A 15,913-nucleotide genomic window follows, 5' to 3' on the forward strand; every position below is an offset into this window, starting at 1 on the left:
CCGTTCAGTCGTCGGTGCGGCTGAGCGCGCGCGCCAGCGCCTTGTCCGGCTCGCCCGCCACGGGGCCGCGGCGCGGCGACAACTCGCGCTGCGCGACCTTCCGGCGTTCCAGAATCCGCTTCACATAGGCGACGTTGGCGTTGGCCTGCTCAGGCGGCAGCCCGGTGCGCGCCACGTTCTCGGCCTCGCTCATGCGGCCCTGCAGGCCGATGATGACGGCGAGGTTGGTCCTGACCCGCGGGCTCGCATCGGGATTCGCGCTGGCCCTGCGCAGCTGCTCCTCGGCCTTCGGCAGTTCGTTGGAGAGCGCATAAGAGAGGCCGAGATTGGACAGCACCGAGGGATCATCGGGCGCGATCTTCAGCGCGGTCATGTAGTACTGCCGCGCCTCCTCGTGGCGCCCCATCTGGTCGAGCGTGGCGCCCTGCGCCGAGAGAATGCGCCAATCGGGATCCTCGGGCGAATGCGCCCGGCTCAGCACGTCGAAGGCCTGCTGGAAATTGCCGTTGTCGGCGAGCGCGCGGCCGTAGGCTGCGAGCAGCGCCTTGTTGCCGGGATTGCCGATCGTCGCCTGCTCCAGCACGGCGACGGCCTGGGAGCGCTGCCCGGTCGCGCGCAGCGCGCTGCCATATCTCAGCGCCACGTCCGGATCGTTCGGCGTGGCACGGAAGCGCTCGCGGAGCGGGTCGAGCTCGGCGCGAGGGTCGGATGCGGCCCCACTGGGCTTTTCGGACTTGCCGCCGAGCGCGCCGGTGATATCGCCGAGATCGGTGGTCTGGCAGGCGCCGAGGCCGAGCAGCACGGCGCCGAAGGACAGCGCGAACGCCGCAGGCCGGCGCAGAGGGAGAGAACGGAAGGGCCGCGCACGCATGCAACTGAACTACTTCGGGACCGATGCCAGACACGCTGGCAGATTAACCCTAAGGTCCCGTTAAGCCGCCGCCGGCGAGGCCCGATTCAAGGCTCAATCGATGAATTCGGCGCCGAATTCGCAGCCGATGCGCCAAGCCAGCCGGCACTTGCGCTGGTGGTCGGGCGAGAACACGATGGTGAATTGCGGCGGGATTTCCACGAACTCGGCGACCACCTTGACGCCGCCGTCGGAAATATCCGTGACCGTGCAGTCACGCGGCAGGCTGCCGTTGCCGTAGTGAATCTTCGCGATCCTCTTGCACAGCCGACGTTCGCTCTTGCGACGGTTCGCCAACATCAACATTCGACGTCTCACCCACTCAATCGTCCATCCGGAGATTTCGTTGTAGCGGCGAAACGTTGGGATCTGGCTATCGCGAAGGCCGGGAATCCCAGCCTGCGATTTGCATTTCGTTTACCATGCGCCGCCGGCTCAGCGGCCCGGCAGCATGAAGCCGTCGAAATAGGCCGCGAGCCGCCCATAGGCATCGAGCGGCATGATGTCGGCGACATACTGGTCGGGCCGTACGATCACCAGGCAACCCGCCTCGCGATCGATGCCGCGCATCGCGAAGATGTCCTGGCCGCTCTTGAGATCGGGACAGAACATCTTCTCATAGTCGGTCAGGCCGTAGCGGCCTTTCCGCGGCAGCAGCAGCGCCGGCATGGTCTCGATCGCGAGCTCGCGATGGCCCTGCTGGAATACGGCGCGAAGATCGATCACGGCATCGATGTCGGCGCCATCGGGCGTGTAGCGCCGCACCGGCGACGCCGCATCTTCCGCGAGGAATCTGCACAGGCGGCGGATGCCGGACTGCGGCGCCGCCGGATCCTCGGCACCTGCAAAGGCGAAGATGCGGAAGCGGCCATCGGCCTGGACGACATGCCCGAGTTGTAGCGGCTTGGCATCGCCGAGCCGGATCACCGGCGCCGAGTGAAAGCGCTTGCCGATCACCAGGCCCGTGGCGAGCGGCTGGAAGGTGTCGTCGCCGGTGAGGAGCGATGGCCGGTAATGGGTCGCGGTGCCTGCCGTGTAGCGGCCGTGGCGCACGAAGTAGTCCTGGGTCTTGGCCGCGTCGGCGCCGCCCTGCTTGGCGGCCGAGGCCAGGATCGCCGCCCATTCGCGGTCGAAATCGATCAGCTCCTGCGCGATCGCCTGACGCTCGGCCGAGTAGCTGTGCAAGAGCTCCGGCGCGCAGCGCCGGCCCAGCACGGCGGCAAGCTTCCAGCCGAGATTGAAGGTGTCCTGCATCGACACGTTCATGCCCTGCCCCGCCTTCGGACTGTGGGTGTGGCAGGCATCGCCGGCGATGAACACGCGCGGCAGCCGTGTCGCAACATCGCTCTCCGGCACGTCGTCGAACTTGTCGGTGATGCGCTGGCCGATCTCGTAGACCGACCACCACGCGACCTCCTTCACATCGAGCGTATGGGGCGCGAGAATTCGCCGCGCCTTGGCGATGATCTCATCGACGGTGATGTTGCGCCCCGCCACGCGCTCGCCGACATCGAGCTTGGCGAGCTCGACATACAGCCGCACCAGATAGCCGCCCTCGCGCGGGATCACCAGCAGGCTGCCGTCCCTGGCGGACTGGATCAGCGACTTGAAACGGATGTCGGGAAAATCGGTGACGGCGAGTACGTCCATCACGCCCCAGGCGTGGTTGGCGGAGTCACCGTGCAGCTCGCGGCCGATCGCCTTGCGCACCACGCTGCGGGCGCCGTCGCAGCCGACGACGTAGCGCGCTTTGATCGTCTCGACCTGCCCTTCATGCTCCGGATCGATGCGGTCGAAGCTGACGGTCACCCCGTGCGCACCGGCAGCCGCGCCCGGATCGATCTGCAGATCGCGCAGCCGCCGGGCGTAGTATGGCTCGAGCCTGGCTGCGGAGCGCCGTATCATTTCGAGAAAGAAGTCGTGCACGCGCGCCTGGTTGAGCACCACATGCGGCATCTCCGACAGGCCGTCCTCGACGTCCTGCACACGGCCGCTGCGCGCGATGTGCGCGCTGTCGGCAGCATCCGGCTTCCAGAACGTGGTCTCGTTGATCCAGCACGCTTCCTTCAGCACCCTCTCTGCAAAGCCATGGGCCTGGAACATCTCCATGGTGCGGCATGCGATGCCGTCGGCCTGGCCGAGCAGCAGCCGGCCCGGCTTCTGCTCGACGATACAGGTCTTGATGCCGGGAAACGCCGACAGCTGGGCCGCCAGATTGAGGCCGGCGGGGCCGCAGCCGACGATGAGCACGTCGACGTCGGCCGGCAGCGCGCCGGGCGCCCCCTGGCTGGCGACACGCTCGGCGGCATCGAAGATCTCGGGATCGCCCGGCTGGAATCCATTGAGATGAAACTGCACGTGACGGCCCTCCCTCGCTATTCCTTATTGATCAGTATACTGATCATCAGTATACATGTCAAGGGATCATGAGGAGGATGTCGTTGACCGAGATGCAGGACATGCCGGGCCATCTGGCGCGCCGGTTTCAGCAGATCGCCGTGGCCGTATTCCTCGCCGAGGTCGAGGCGGCCGGCTTCGACCTGACGCCGGTGCAATACGCCGCGCTGGCGGCGATCGCGGCCAACCCCGCGATCGACCAGATCACCCTCGCCGGCCTGATCGCCTACGACCGCACCACCATCACCGGCGTGATCGACAGGCTCGCGCAGAAAGGCCTGGTGCTCCGCCAGGCCAGCGCACGCGACCGCCGCTCGCGCGAACTGCGCATCACCGACGAGGGGCGGCGAACGCTGAAGGCGATCACGCCGGCCGTGGAGGCGGCGCAACGGCTGATGGTGCGCGGCCTCAGCGAAAGCGAGGCCGGCGAACTGGTCCGCCTGATGCAAAAGGCAATCGCTGCCGGCAACGATCTCAGCCGCGCGCCGCTCCGCGACGGACTCGCGACGGAACGGCGCTGATCGTCCGGGAGACTCCGCCTCGGCCGCGGCACATGATCGCCGAAGGTAATTAGATCCATCGCCGGTGACCGACGCCGGCGCCGGGCACGCTTGCCATGTATCTTCACTGTATCTTCCCGGCGGATTGACGGATCGATCCGCCGCGCTACTCTCGCCCAGATTGCCAATCATTCATATTACAATCCATGGCGGGGGAGGAGCTCATGCAAATGATCTCGGATACATCCGCGGATCCCCATGATGAGGAAGATGTCGACAGCTGCCTTTGCGGCATGGAGCATGTCGACGACGACTTCACATCCGACATCGAGCTGCCGCCGGCCATCGGCGGCATCGAGATCGAAACCGCGGCCGAAGCCGACGGCCATGACCACGATGACAACGACATCGATGGATGCGAGCTCGACTTCAAGCTGGAAGACCAGACGAGCGACGCGGAATTGCCGGCCACGATCGGAGGAGTCTGAGATGGCCTTCGCGCTGACATGGCTTGCCGAAGTTCTCGAAGATGCCGGCCTGAAGGTCGCCGAACAGCCGGGATGGCGTTCGCGCGGGCGCGGCGAAATGGGCACGGTCAAAGGCGTGATCTGCCATCACACCGCGGGACCGGGACCTGCTCGCGGCATCATGCCGAGCCTCGGCATCATCACCAATGGGCGGCCCGATCTGGCCGGACCACTGTCGCAACTCGGCCTCGGACGTGACGGGACCTACTTCGTCGTCGCCGCCGGACGTTGCAATCATGCCGGCGTCGGCATGTGGCAGGGCCTGCGCAACGGCAATGAAAATTTCATCGGGATCGAGGCCGAGAATTCCGGCGAACCCGATGATCCGTGGCCAGCGGTGCAGCTCGACGCCTATCGCCGCGGAGTGGCTGCGATCCTGAAGAAGGTCGGCGCCAACGCGGTGATGTGCTGCGGCCACAAGGAATACGCGCTGCCTCCCGGCCGCAAGGACGACCCCAGGTTCGACATGGCGGAATTCCGGTCGCAGGTGGCCAGTATCCTGGCGGGCACGGCGCCTGCCCCGATCATCGTTCCAACGATCGACGAGGAGAAGCGTCCGACCCTGCGGCGCGGCGCCCGCGGCGATCTGGTCCGGCAACTGCAGAGCGACCTGAAGATCGACGTCGACGGCATCTTCGGCGCCGGCACCGAGGCCGCGCTGCGCGAATTCCAGCGCCAGCACGACATGGTGCCGGACGGGATCGCCGGCCCCAAGACCTGGGCCGCGCTCGATGAAACGCCCGGGCCCGCATTGCCTGCATCTGACGAACCTGCGCTGCAGGCGCTCGCGGCGCCGGCAGCGGCTCCAACCTCGGTCGACGCGCTGAAGCAGATGGCCGCAAACAGCGCGGTCGCGCGCATCAACTGGAGGGATCGCGGCACCGCGCCCAAGGGCTACGTCGTGGGCATGGCGCTGACGTTCGGCCGCGTCTACCACAAGTTCAAATCCGGCGACGCGGCCGCCCTGGACATGGCCCGCAAATCCTCCGGCAACGTCAATCGCGACGCGCTCGCCTGGTACAACGACGTCTTCACCGCGGCGAACATGAGCAACGCCGCCGATGGCGCGGATACGCTGCGGCACCTGTTCGTGCTGCTGATCGGGCTCGGCATGCGCGAGAGCTCCGGCCAGTACTGCGAGGGACGCGACATGTCCGCCGACAACGTGACGTCGGACACGGCCGAGGCCGGCCTGTTCCAAATGAGCTTCAATGCCAACAAGGCGAGCCCCCTGCTCGGACAGATCTTTGCAAAATACAAGGACAGCCCATCCGGCTTCCTCGCGGATTTCAGCGTCGGGGTGCGGTGCGGCCACGGCAGCCTGGAGAACTTCGGCTCCGGCGACGGGCTCGAATTCCAGCGGCTCTGCAAGCAGTGCCCGGCCTTCGCCGCCGAATATGCGGCGGTCGCACTGCGGTACATCCGCAAGCATTGGGGGCCGATCAACCGGAAGAAGGCCGAGATCCGCCCGGAATGCGACGCTCTGCTGAAGCAGGTCGCAACCGCGATAGACAACGATCCGGCGCTCGGGCGGGCGCTGCAGTGAGAGCGGTCGGCGCCCGCGACGCCGGCGGTTGCGCCGTTCAGGAATAGCGCATCACGCCGTCGTCGACCTTGCCGAGGCGCAGCGAGACGATGTCCAGGGCGTAGTTCTGGTACAGGCGCCACGGCCGCTTCGAGCCCTGCTTCGGCAGGTCGGCGATCGCGCGCTGCACGTAGCCGGAGCTGAAGCTCAGCGATGGCAGCGGCGTGACGGTGGTGTCGTCATTATGCGGCATGCATTGGCGGTAGCCGTGCCGGTCCATGTAGTTGAGCAGCCGGCAGACATATTCGCAGGTCAGGTCGCATTTCAGCGTCCAGGACGCATTGGTGTAGCCGAGCGTCGCCGCGAGGTTCGGCACGTCCGAATACATCATGCCCTTGTAGTTGAGCGTCCTGGCGAAATCGACCCTGCGGCCGTCGACCATGACCTCTATGCCGCTGAGCACCTGCAGCACCAGACCGGTCGCGGTGACGACCACGTCGGCCTCGAGTTCGCGCCCATCGGACAGGCGCAGGCCGTGTTCGGTGAAGGTCTCGATCCCGGCCGTCACCACCGAAGCCCGCTGCTCGCGGATGGTCTTGAACAGGTCGCCATCCGGCACCAGGCACAGCCGCTGGTCCCACGGGTTGTAGCGCGGCGTGAAATGGGTGGCCACGTCGTAGCCGGGGCCGAGCGCGGCGCGCACGCCGCCGAGGATGAGCTGCTTGACGCGCTCCGGCTTGCGCCGGCTGAGCTGGAAGAAATACATCCCGAACAGCACGTTGCGCCAGCGGATCAGATGATAGGCGAGGCCGGCCGGCAGATGCCGGCGCAATTTGTTGGCCAGCGCATCCTGCGCCGGCCGCGACACGACATAGGTCGGCGAGCGCTGCAGCATCGTGACATGGGCGGCAGTCCTGGCCATCGCCGGCACCAGGGTCACGGCGGTGGCGCCGGAGCCGATCACGACGACGCGCTTGCCGGCATAGTCGAGATCGTCGGGCCAGGCCTGCGGATGCACGATGCGCCCCTTGAAATCGGCCATACCCTTGAAATCCGGCAGATAGCCGTTCTCATAGCGATAATAGCCGGAGCACATGAACAGGAAGCCGCAGCTGATCAGCACGGTCTCCGTCGCGCCCTGCTCCGTCCGCCGCTCGACCTCGACGGTCCAGCGCGCCTCGGCGCTCGACCAGGACGCGCTGGTCACGCGGTGGTTGAAGCGGATGTGACGGTCGATGCCGTTCTCGGTCGCGGTGTCCCTGACGTATTTCAGGATCTGCGGCCCGTCGGCGATGGCCTTCGGATCGGTCCACGGCTTGAACGAGTAGCCGAGCGTGTACATGTCGCTGTCGGAGCGGATGCCTGGATAGCGAAACAGGTCCCAGGTGCCGCCGACGGCGCCGCGTCCCTCCAGGATCGCAAAGCGCTTGGCCGGGCATTTGTGCTGGAGATGATAGGCAGCGGCGATGCCGGACAGCCCGGCGCCGACGATCAGCACGTCGACATGCTCAGTGGACATTCGAGCTTCCCTCCGATGTTTCTTGAAGTGTTCTTGGTGTTTTCTTGGCGGTTCCGTTCCGGAACGACAGTCGCAAACCCCGCCCGCTCCTGTCAAATCGTCCACCTGTTCGCATTCGATCAACTCTCCTGCTCTATCAAGGCGGTTGCCATCCAGACGGACCTCGTGATGAACGTTCCCGACCCGCACCATGGAATGCCCGGCGACGGCACCAGCCGGGACCGCGGCGTCGTGCGGGCGCAGCGCATCGCCCTCGGCTTCACGACCGTCATCATCGGGCTCGCGGGGTGGTCGCTGTTTCCGAGCTTTCCGGCCGGCCAGCTGATCGCGGTGGTCACCGTCGTCCCGCTGCTGGCGCTGGTCCTCACCCTGCGCTTCCCCGGCCGATTCCGCATCGGCTTGGGCTCCGGCTACGGCGCCAATCTCGGCACCGCCTGCATCGTGGCGGCCGGCACGCTCGCCGCGCGCACGCTGTCGGACATCAATCTCGTCAGCTGGCTGCCGCTCACGGCGTTCGCTGTCGCCGTCGCACTCATCTTCCTCATCGTCGCCGCGCGCTTCGAGACGCAGTTGCGCCGGCGCGGCTGGCGGCTGCTGCTCGCCGCGCTGTTCGTCGGCGCCTATGCGTTCGGCGCGCTCGGGCAGTTCAACGCCGCGCTCGACCGCTCCGCGCCGGCGCTGCTGCGCAGCCGCGTGCTGGGAAAGCATCTCGGCCACAGCCGGCTCGCGCCACACCAGGTCGCGCTGGAGGCCTGGGGGCCGTTCGCGGCGCCGACCGATGCGCATGTGCCGCAGGCGCTCTACGAGCAGCTGCAGCCCGGCGACAGCGTCTGCCTGCGCCTGCGCGACGGCGCCTTCCGCATGGCATGGTTCACCGTGGCGGCGTGCCGGTGAGGCGCTTCACGCGAGCTGAGCACTGCCGACGATTTGCCGGGAGCGGCGAAGCTGCGTATGTGTAGGAAACAAACCTACCCCGCATGAGCGCAGCGACATGCGGGGTCTCATGGGTCATCCCGGAGAACCCGGCCGTCGCTGCGCTCATCCGGGCTACGATACGGCGAAGCTTTTTGCATGACCGATTTTGTGCCACGACCGTTCGCAGTCGATCATCCCGATGTGCTGGAGCTCGACGTCACCGCGCTCGACGCGCGCCCCGGCGCGGTGCTGCTGGCGCGCTCGCCATTCTATCCCGGCGGCGGCGGCCAGTTGCCGGACCGCGGCACGATTGCCTGGAACGGACTCGTCCGCGATGTCGCGGGCTTCGAGCCAACGGCCGACGGCCTCTGGCACCTGATCGGTGACGATGCCATTCCGGACGGAACGATCGGGCTGCGCGTCGATCCGACATTCCGGCAGCGCATGTGCGAGCAGCACACGGTCGCCCATCTCGTCAACAGCGCCGTCTACACGCTGTTCGACGGCGCGCTGCTGACCGGCGTGCGCATGACCGCGACGGATGAATTCAGCGTCGATTTCGATCTGCCGAAAGTGGCGCCAGAGCAGCTGCGCGCGGTGGAGGACGCGGTCAACGCCGCGATCTCCGACGACCGTCCGGTGCGCGCGTTCGACATGGCCTACGACGAGGCGCAGGCGACCGCGGGCCTGTTTCGCGCCAAATCGGTCGCTCCGCCCCGCCAGGCCGACGGAATGATCCGCATCGTCGACATCGAGGCCCTCGACCGCCAGGCCTGCGGCGGCACGCATCTGGTCTCGACGGCGCAGGCGCGGCGCGTGCGCATTCTGAAGGTCGACAACAAGGGACGGCAGAATCGGAGGTTCAGGGTCGGGCTGGCGGCGGACTGAGAGCAACGCCGAACGGTTGTCACCACCTTATGGCCGCTGAGGTTGACCCGCTGCAACAATGCCGCCCCGATTGGTATTGAACGTGACCCCGTCCCACTCGTTCGGTCCTGTCGGCCTGTCCTTGATTGGAATCGGCGCACCGTAGCCGTTGACGACGGTCAGCACATCCACCCGGTAGCCAACTGAATAGATGTGGGACTGCCTACCCTGCACCACCACGGAAAGGCACGCCAGCAATTGCTGGAGTGCCGGCGCCGCCAGGCCGATATCGACCGACCACAAATCCGCAGTGGCCGTCAGGATCGAGGCGACCGCGTCGGTCTGCTTAGTCCAGAGGCTGGCAAGTGCCACGGTCGCGGTTGCACCTTTGAAGCCGTCGTTTGATCTCACGGGCAACAAGAATGCTTCTTGCTTGGGCGGCAGCCCGGGCGGGAAAGCTGTTGGCGGAATCGAGCCCAGCGGTCGTTCCGCGATGAAGCACAGCGGATGAACAAACTGCTCCGGCGCGAATTTGGCGCTCGCCGTTCCATATTCGAGATTGAGGACGCCGGAATAGGTCGTCAGCATTGCAGGGTTTCTGTTCGACAATTGCACAACCGTTTGCATGGATTGCGGAAGCGCGACACTCGTCGCGCCCAACCAGTGCGGCCCCATCGAAACCTCCATCATATCGGAAGCCGGGAACGATCGGCGTTTCTACCTTACCGTACAACCACGCTACGCAACAACCCGAGGAAAATACCGCATTGGTGAGGGTTGACGCAGGGTGCCGATCCATAGGACGCCTCGGCCAAACGGTCGCATGCCAACTTCACCGCCCCGCCTCCTACATGAGTGATCCGGCGTCGAGTTTGGGCCGGTGCACGATCACGTCGAATCCTTCCTCGGGCGTCGGTGCCACGAAGTAGCTAGTGAACAGATCGAACTCCCCGTCCGTCACCGTGAAGGCGTGGCCGCCTTCCGCGTTTCGCGCCCGCAGCCGCGCCTTGCAGACCTCGTCGGGGACATCGAGATGATGCAGCTGGTGCGGTACACCGGCGGCTTCGAACAGGCCAAGCATCCAGGCCCGGCTCGCCAGCGTATTGGCCGGGAAATCGAGCACGACCGAGATGCCGGCGCGCAGCAGCGCCACCACATGCGGCCCCATCACCGCACGTAGCCGTGATGAATTACGGACGTAGTCGGCAAGGCTGGTCTGCTCGCCCGGATAGAGCTGCGCCAGCCAGTTATCCTCGGCGACCACGATCGTGGCCGGGCGCCGGCCCAGCTCCGCGACCAGCGTCGATTTGCCCGCAGCGATCTTGCCGCACACGAGGTGCAGCGTCGGTTGGTTCGGAGACATGGAGACCTCACATGCGGCGCCGCCTCGGCGCCGAAATGTTCACAGGATCAATTCGCAGGCAAACGCGCCCGGCCCGACGGATCAGGCCGGGTCAGTAATTCGGCGGCTGAGGGCCGCGCCTGCGAGGTGAACACGTGAGATCATTGCGTATCTGTGACAGATCCTCGGGGCGCCGTCCAGATGGTCCCGCGTTGCGTCCGCTGGGCAGGTCGGCGCGTGTGGCACTTGCCTCTCCTCCGTCATGGCCGGGCTTCGTCCCGGCCATCCACGTCCATCGACGTCCTGGAGGGACGGGGATGCCCGGGACAGAGCCCGGGCATGACGAGTAACTAATTGCGGGTCTCGCCGTGGCGATCGCTATCGCCAAGACCGTGGGTCCCCAAGGGGGGCGATACCCTGCTGATCGGCGAGACCTAACGTCGCGGATGGCGCCGCCTTTGCCAAAGCCCTTGTTTCGCAGGCTCCGCACGAATTTGGAAAAGCTCTAAGAGCAATTCCAGCCGCCGCTCCGTTGACACATCCCGGCCATTGCCGTCTCCACTTGTCCCACGACGCATCGTTTTTGAATTTGCGCATTGGAGGACATGATGAGACTGACCACCGCCGCCGTGCTCGCCGCAGCACTCGCCGGCTTCGCGATCTCGCCGGCCCTGGCCGACGGCTACAAGGACTGCACCAAGCTCGACAAGGCCCAGTGGAAGCCGGCCGCCGAGGCCGAGGCGAAAGCCAAGGCGCTGGGATACGAGGTGCGCCGCTCCAAGGTCGAGGGCAGCTGCTACGAGGTCTACGGCGTCAAGGAAGGCAAGCTCTATGAGCTGTTCTACAGCCCGGAAGATCTCAGCCTGAAGCACACGGTCGCCAAATAGTCGGCGCGCGTGCAGCACCGCTGCACGACGTGATGTGACGGCCATGCACGGCACAGCTCCCAGATCGCCCGTGAAAGACCCAGACCAGGCAGAAACCGTGCTGGTCTGGGATTTGCCGTTGCGCCTGTGGCACTGGTTGCTCGCCGTGCTCGTGCTCGTCGCCTGGGTGACGCCGAACGTCCATGACGGACTGCATCGGGTCGCGGGCTACGCGATCCTCGGACTGCTCGCCTTCCGCCTGATCTGGGGCGTCATCGGCACGCGGCATTCGCGCTTCCGCAGTCTCCGCGCCCGGCTGCGGGCGACGCCTTCCTATTTGTTGAATCTGCGACGCGGCAAGCCCGGCCGCTATCTGGGCCTCAATCCCGCGGGCACGGCGATGCAGCTCACGCTGCTGCTCGTGCTCTTCGTCTCCGCCGTGAGCGGCGCGATGCAGGTGACGGTGCGCTTCTTCGGCGTCTGGTGGGTCGAGGACAGCCACGAGGTGACGTCGTATCTCCTGATCCCGCTCGTCGTGCTGCATGTCGCCGGCGTCGTGCTGGTCGGCCGGCTGCAGCGCGAGAACCTCGCGCGCGCCATGGTGACGGGACGCAAGCTGCTGCGGCGGACCATGCGCGCGCCATAATTCGGCGCGCAGCGAACTGATGAGCCACAGCCGGAACTCAATCGTTGCGCGCAAGCCACAGTTCCCGCAAAAGCTGCTGACGGCACGCGCTGTGTTATTGCGCCCAGCCTGCTTGCACCGAACAATCCCAGGTATCGGATGCCTGACCGCTCCTGTTCGCAGGAGCACGGATCTTGGGGGGCCGGATGATGAGCTCGCAGCAGTTCACCACGCGTGCGTTGTGCCGATCTTTTGTCCTCGCCGGCTGCGTCATGGCCTGGCCCGCAACCGCCGCAGAACCGGAGGCCACAACGCCGCCGGTCGTCGCGGAGGTGACGGCATCCACCACGGTCGAGCAGATGACGACGCAGCCGCCAGCATCGGAGCCTGCGCTCACCACCGCATCGATCAGCCCCTCGGCTGTGCTGCCGGCAGATGAGCAGGCCTCGCCGACAGCGGCGGGCGAAGCACCTCGGTCCACCGTCGCCAGCGCCGATCGCACCGAGATCCTCGATGAATGTCCCGACATCGACGCCTGCGTCGATCGCTATCTGTGGGCGCTGTATGAACGCGCGCCGAAGCTCGACAAGATCAGGGAGACCGAGCGGCGCGTCGTCACCGTCAAGCGCAAGGGCCGCATGGTGAAGGTGACGCGCAGCGTCAGCAAGCTCGTCGACAATGATTTCACCTGGAAGGATCCCAAGGCCGCCGAACGTGTCGGCCGGACCATGATGGAGTACGTGATCGGCGGCATGGACCGCGGCTTCAAGCTGAAGCTGTTTCACACCTTGCACGCCGCCGAAGCCGCCGGCCTCGCGCCGGGCATCACCAGCGCGTTCCGCGACGACTATCGCCAGGAGATCGCCAGCGGCCTGAAGGCGGCCAGCAACCGCTCCTATCATGGCGGCAGCCTGCGCGGCGGCTATGGTCACGGGCTCGCGGCGGACATCGTCAGCGTCAACGGCGCGACGCGCGCGCAGCGCTGGGTGGCGACGGAGCAATTGTGGAAATGGGTCGACGCCAACGGCAAGTCGTTCGGCATCGGCCGACCCTATCTCGATCACGACCCGCCGCATGTCGGCCCGGTCGACGGCGAGGAATATGCCAAGCATCGCAGCCCAGCTGTGAAGGTCGCGGCGGCCGAGACGAAGAAGCACAAGCGCCTCGCCGCGCGGCAGGAGCATCACGCCGGCAAGCGCGTGAAGGCGATCCGCGCATCGGCTCTCGCCTCGCGGCGAACGGGCTGACGCAGGCGGCGCGCCCCGAGCGATCGGCTGTCCGGGCGGCGATCGCCCCGCCGGGACAACTGCGGCCGGGAGGCGCTATGGTGACCGCCTCGCCCCTCCTGCCGCCTCATGGGAAGATCATGCCATCTCGTCGTCCGCCCGAGCCCGCCGATGCCGCCGCACGGCGCGCAGTCCGCCCCGCCATCGTCTATCCCGCCGGCACGCTGCCGCGGCCGGACATGGCGATGCTCGAGGCCGCACGACAGACCGTGACCAAGGTCGACGAGGTGGTCGTGCCGCCGCGCGATGCGCGCAGCTTCCGGGTCGCACGCGGGCAGTTCTTCCGCATCGTCAGCGTCGACGGCCCGCAGGTCGGCGATCTCAATCTGTGGAACGCGCATGATCTGTCCGAGCGTTTCTTCGGCGGCAAGACACGGGCGCTGCACGCCACGCATGTCTCGACCGGCGACCGGCTGTGGAGCACGATGCCGAGCCTGCGGCCGATGGCCACGATCAGCCACGACACGCTCGGCTGGTATGGCTTCGACGCCGACGGTGCCGGCATCCACGACGTGATCGGCACGCGCTGCGATCCCTACACGCACCGCCTGCTCAGCGGCGGCACCTACGATTTCTGCTGCCATTCGAATCTGGCGCGCGCGCTGGCCGCCGAGTTGAAGGCGGAGCCGCGGGCCGTGGAGCAGCACGTACACGACGTGCTCAACGTCTTCATGTGCACCGGCTTCACCCGCGACACGCAGCAATATTTCATGAAGGCGAGCCCGGTGCGGCCCGGCGACTACATCGAATTCCTGGCCGAGATCGACCTGCTCGGCGCGCTCTCGGCCTGCCCGGGCGGCGACTGCGGCGCGACGCATTCGAGCGATGCCGCGGCCTGCCATCCGCTGCGCATCGAGATCTACGAGCCCGATCGGGCGACGCTGGCCGGCTGGCCCTGGCCGTCGCCCAGCGACTATCACCGCGGCCACGGCGCCGCGTCGGATCGTTGAGCGACGGGGCCGTAGCACCAACGCAAAAGGCCAGGGCAATGCCCCAGCCTTCGCAATCTCCGCCGCGCATGAGCGCGGATCAGTAGCGGTAGTGGTCCGACTTGAACGGGCCTTCCGGCTTGACGCCGATATAGGAGGCCTGGTCGGGGCGCAGCTTGGTGAGGTTCACGCCGATCTTGGCGAGATGCAGCATCGCCACCTTCTCGTCCAGCGACTTCGGCAGCACGTAGACTTCCTTCTTGTACTTGCCGTCCTTGTTGTTGGCGTAGAGCTCGATCTGCGCCAGGGTCTGGTTGGTGAAGGACGCCGACATCACGAAGGACGGGTGGCCCATCGCATTGCCGAGGTTCACCAGACGGCCTTCGGACAGCAGGATCATGCGCTTGCCGTCGGCGAAGGTGATCTCATCGACCTGGGGCTTGATGTTGGTCCACTTCAGGTTCTTCAGCGCGGCGACCTGGATCTCGTTGTCGAAATGGCCGATGTTGCAGACGATGGCGCGATCCTTCATCGCGCGCATGTGCTCTATGGTGATGATGTCCTTGTTGCCGGTCGCGGTCACGAAGATGTCGGCGCGCGGCGCGGCATCCTCCATCGTCACCACCTCATAGCCCTCCATCGCCGCCTGCAGCGCGCAGATCGGATCGACCTCGGAGACCATGACGCGGCAGCCGGCCTGGCGCAGCGAGGCGGCCGAGCCCTTGCCGACGTCGCCGAAGCCCGCGACCATCGCGACCTTGCCCGACATCATGACGTCGGTGCCGCGGCGGATGCCGTCGACCAGCGATTCGCGGCAGCCATAGAGGTTGTCGAACTTCGACTTGGTGACGCTGTCGTTGACGTTGATCGCGGGCCACAGCAGAGTGCCGGCCTTCTGCATGTCGTACAGACGATGCACGCCCGTGGTGGTCTCTTCCGAGACGCCCTTGATCGACTTGGCGATCTCGGCGAAGTAGCCCTTCGGCTTCTCCTTGAGCTGCTTCTTCAGCAGCGCGAAGAACACTTCCTCTTCCTCGGACGCAGGCTTGTCCAGGAACGCCGTGTCGCCATTCTCGGCGCGCAGGCCGAGATGGACGTACATGGTGGCGTCGCCGCCGTCATCGAGGATCATGTTGGGATGACCGCCGCCGTGCCAGTCGAACAGTTTTGCGGTGTAGTCCCAATAGTCGACCAGCGTCTCGCCCTTGACGGCGAACACCGGGATGCCGGCCGCGGCGATCGCGGCGGCGGCGTGATCCTGCGTCGAATAGATGTTGCAGGAGACCCAGCGGATGTCGGCGCCGAGCGCCTTCAGCGTCTCGATCAGCACGCCGGTCTGGATGGTCATGTGCAGCGAGCCTGCGATGCGCGCGCCCTTGAGCGGCTGCTTCGGGCCGTATTCCTCGCGCGTCGCCATCAGGCCGGGCATCTCGGTCTCGGCGAGCGAGAGCTCCTTGCGGCCGAACTCGGCGAGCGAAATGTCCTTGACGATGTAGTCGTTGAAGCCTGGCTTGGCGGTCATGTGGGGTTCCTGATCGGATGAATTGAGAGTTGGCAGCACGGCACGCCTCACGACGCAGTCTGCTCCCTCACCCCGCTTGCGGGGAGAGGGCCGGGGTGAGGGGGACTCTCCACGCACCGGATTCGTGGAGAGTCCCCCTCACCCGGATTGCATCTGACGATGCAATCCGACCTCTCCCCGCAA

Annotated in this window: 16 protein-coding genes; 9 read left to right on the forward strand and 7 right to left on the reverse strand. The window is 66.3% G+C overall.

The features are described 5' to 3' along the window. Nucleotides 1–4: 4 nt before the first annotated feature. The 3 genes from ACQR1B_RS15970 to ACQR1B_RS15980 all read right to left on the reverse strand — a co-directional run bounded on the left by ACQR1B_RS15970 (nt 5) and on the right by ACQR1B_RS15980 (nt 3,268). Entirely contained in the window at nt 5–871 is an 867-nt protein-coding gene (locus ACQR1B_RS15970) for a tetratricopeptide repeat protein (protein WP_434832473.1), read from the reverse strand. A 93-nt stretch (nt 872–964) separates the two neighbouring features. After that, on the reverse strand, nt 965–1,210 hold the full coding sequence (locus ACQR1B_RS15975) for a PilZ domain-containing protein (protein ID WP_172112826.1): 246 nt from the start codon (nt 1,208–1,210) through the stop codon (nt 965–967). Nucleotides 1,211–1,345: 135 nt separating this feature from the next. Then, nucleotides 1,346–3,268, reverse strand: coding sequence for an FAD-binding monooxygenase (locus ACQR1B_RS15980; RefSeq protein ID WP_434832474.1), 1,923 nt, complete (start codon nt 3,266–3,268; stop codon nt 1,346–1,348). 101 nt (nt 3,269–3,369) lie between these two features. Between ACQR1B_RS15980 and ACQR1B_RS15985 the strand changes: the two genes are divergently transcribed. From ACQR1B_RS15985 to ACQR1B_RS15995, 3 genes are all read left to right on the forward strand, one after another. Then, nucleotides 3,370–3,828 (forward strand): MarR family winged helix-turn-helix transcriptional regulator, encoded by a 459-nt coding sequence (locus tag ACQR1B_RS15985; RefSeq protein WP_434832627.1) that lies wholly within the window; start codon nt 3,370–3,372, stop codon nt 3,826–3,828. A 203-nt stretch (nt 3,829–4,031) separates the two neighbouring features. Continuing rightward, nucleotides 4,032–4,295: a hypothetical protein gene (locus ACQR1B_RS15990; RefSeq protein WP_434832475.1), complete on the forward strand. Its 264-nt coding sequence runs from the start codon at nt 4,032–4,034 to the stop codon at nt 4,293–4,295. Nucleotide 4,296: 1 nt separating this feature from the next. Next, on the forward strand, nt 4,297–5,880 hold the full coding sequence (locus tag ACQR1B_RS15995; RefSeq protein ID WP_434832476.1) for a peptidoglycan recognition protein family protein: 1,584 nt from the start codon (nt 4,297–4,299) through the stop codon (nt 5,878–5,880). A 37-nt stretch (nt 5,881–5,917) separates the two neighbouring features. Here the strand turns inward: ACQR1B_RS15995 and ACQR1B_RS16000 are convergent, their stop codons facing one another. Further along, nucleotides 5,918–7,378 carry a flavin-containing monooxygenase gene (locus tag ACQR1B_RS16000; protein WP_434832477.1) on the reverse strand — a complete coding sequence of 487 codons (1,461 nt, stop codon included), beginning with the start codon at nt 7,376–7,378 and terminating at the stop codon, nt 5,918–5,920. Nucleotides 7,379–7,546: 168 nt separating this feature from the next. Between ACQR1B_RS16000 and ACQR1B_RS16005 the strand changes: the two genes are divergently transcribed. Then, nucleotides 7,547–8,272: a hypothetical protein gene (locus ACQR1B_RS16005; protein ID WP_434832478.1), complete on the forward strand. Its 726-nt coding sequence runs from the start codon at nt 7,547–7,549 to the stop codon at nt 8,270–8,272. 177 nt (nt 8,273–8,449) lie between these two features. After that, nucleotides 8,450–9,181 (forward strand): alanyl-tRNA editing protein, encoded by a 732-nt coding sequence (locus ACQR1B_RS16010; protein ID WP_434832479.1) that lies wholly within the window; start codon nt 8,450–8,452, stop codon nt 9,179–9,181. A gap of 27 nt (nt 9,182–9,208) precedes the next feature. On the opposite strand, the gene ACQR1B_RS16015 is transcribed toward ACQR1B_RS16010, so the two are convergent. Next, complete coding sequence (locus ACQR1B_RS16015; RefSeq protein ID WP_434832480.1) at nt 9,209–9,748, reverse strand: hypothetical protein; 540 nt, start codon at nt 9,746–9,748, stop codon at nt 9,209–9,211. A gap of 259 nt (nt 9,749–10,007) precedes the next feature. Then, nucleotides 10,008–10,523, reverse strand: a complete 516-nt coding sequence (locus ACQR1B_RS16020; RefSeq protein ID WP_434832481.1) for an AAA family ATPase — start codon at nt 10,521–10,523, stop codon at nt 10,008–10,010. A 587-nt stretch (nt 10,524–11,110) separates the two neighbouring features. On the opposite strand from ACQR1B_RS16020, the gene ACQR1B_RS16025 reads away from it, so the two are divergent. The 4 genes from ACQR1B_RS16025 (at nt 11,111) to ACQR1B_RS16040 (ending at nt 14,229) form a co-directional block, all read left to right on the forward strand. Then, nucleotides 11,111–11,389 (forward strand): PepSY domain-containing protein, encoded by a 279-nt coding sequence (locus ACQR1B_RS16025; protein ID WP_434832482.1) that lies wholly within the window; start codon nt 11,111–11,113, stop codon nt 11,387–11,389. Between the two features lie 43 nt (nt 11,390–11,432). Beyond that, complete coding sequence (locus ACQR1B_RS16030; protein WP_434832483.1) at nt 11,433–12,014, forward strand: cytochrome b/b6 domain-containing protein; 582 nt, start codon at nt 11,433–11,435, stop codon at nt 12,012–12,014. A gap of 185 nt (nt 12,015–12,199) precedes the next feature. After that, nucleotides 12,200–13,240 carry a hypothetical protein gene (locus ACQR1B_RS16035; RefSeq protein ID WP_434832484.1) on the forward strand — a complete coding sequence of 347 codons (1,041 nt, stop codon included), beginning with the start codon at nt 12,200–12,202 and terminating at the stop codon, nt 13,238–13,240. 119 nt (nt 13,241–13,359) lie between these two features. Beyond that, nucleotides 13,360–14,229, forward strand: coding sequence for an urea carboxylase-associated family protein (locus tag ACQR1B_RS16040; RefSeq protein ID WP_434832485.1), 870 nt, complete (start codon nt 13,360–13,362; stop codon nt 14,227–14,229). A gap of 79 nt (nt 14,230–14,308) precedes the next feature. Here ACQR1B_RS16040 and ahcY read toward each other — a convergent pair whose 3' ends face one another. Next, a complete protein-coding gene (gene ahcY, locus ACQR1B_RS16045) occupies nt 14,309–15,730 on the reverse strand; it encodes an adenosylhomocysteinase (protein ID WP_434832486.1) in 1,422 nt (473 codons plus the stop codon). Nucleotides 15,731–15,913: the final 183 nt, after the last annotated feature.

Source organism: Bradyrhizobium oligotrophicum (assembly GCF_051168495.1).
In the GTDB taxonomy this organism is placed as follows: domain Bacteria; phylum Pseudomonadota; class Alphaproteobacteria; order Rhizobiales; family Xanthobacteraceae; genus Bradyrhizobium; species Bradyrhizobium oligotrophicum_A.

Bases quoted from the DNA above. Each gene is read 5' to 3' on its own strand.
- ACQR1B_RS15970 (WP_434832473.1), bottom strand. From the start codon at position 871: ATGCGTGCGCGGCCCTTCCGTTCTCTCCCTCTGCGCCGGCCTGCGGCG.
- ACQR1B_RS15975 (WP_172112826.1), bottom strand. From the start codon at position 1,210: ATGTTGGCGAACCGTCGCAAGAGCGAACGTCGGCTGTGCAAGAGGATC.
- ACQR1B_RS15985 (WP_434832627.1), top strand. From the start codon at position 3,370: ATGCCGGGCCATCTGGCGCGCCGGTTTCAGCAGATCGCCGTGGCCGTA.
- ACQR1B_RS15990 (WP_434832475.1), top strand. From the start codon at position 4,032: ATGCAAATGATCTCGGATACATCCGCGGATCCCCATGATGAGGAAGAT.
- ACQR1B_RS15995 (WP_434832476.1), top strand. From the start codon at position 4,297: ATGGCCTTCGCGCTGACATGGCTTGCCGAAGTTCTCGAAGATGCCGGC.
- ACQR1B_RS16000 (WP_434832477.1), bottom strand. From the start codon at position 7,378: ATGTCCACTGAGCATGTCGACGTGCTGATCGTCGGCGCCGGGCTGTCC.
- ACQR1B_RS16005 (WP_434832478.1), top strand. From the start codon at position 7,547: ATGAACGTTCCCGACCCGCACCATGGAATGCCCGGCGACGGCACCAGC.
- ACQR1B_RS16010 (WP_434832479.1), top strand. From the start codon at position 8,450: ATGACCGATTTTGTGCCACGACCGTTCGCAGTCGATCATCCCGATGTG.
- ACQR1B_RS16015 (WP_434832480.1), bottom strand. From the start codon at position 9,748: ATGCTGACGACCTATTCCGGCGTCCTCAATCTCGAATATGGAACGGCG.
- ACQR1B_RS16020 (WP_434832481.1), bottom strand. From the start codon at position 10,523: ATGTCTCCGAACCAACCGACGCTGCACCTCGTGTGCGGCAAGATCGCT.
- ACQR1B_RS16025 (WP_434832482.1), top strand. From the start codon at position 11,111: ATGAGACTGACCACCGCCGCCGTGCTCGCCGCAGCACTCGCCGGCTTC.
- ACQR1B_RS16030 (WP_434832483.1), top strand. From the start codon at position 11,433: ATGCACGGCACAGCTCCCAGATCGCCCGTGAAAGACCCAGACCAGGCA.
- ACQR1B_RS16035 (WP_434832484.1), top strand. From the start codon at position 12,200: ATGATGAGCTCGCAGCAGTTCACCACGCGTGCGTTGTGCCGATCTTTT.
- ACQR1B_RS16040 (WP_434832485.1), top strand. From the start codon at position 13,360: ATGCCATCTCGTCGTCCGCCCGAGCCCGCCGATGCCGCCGCACGGCGC.
- ahcY (WP_434832486.1), bottom strand. From the start codon at position 15,730: ATGACCGCCAAGCCAGGCTTCAACGACTACATCGTCAAGGACATTTCG.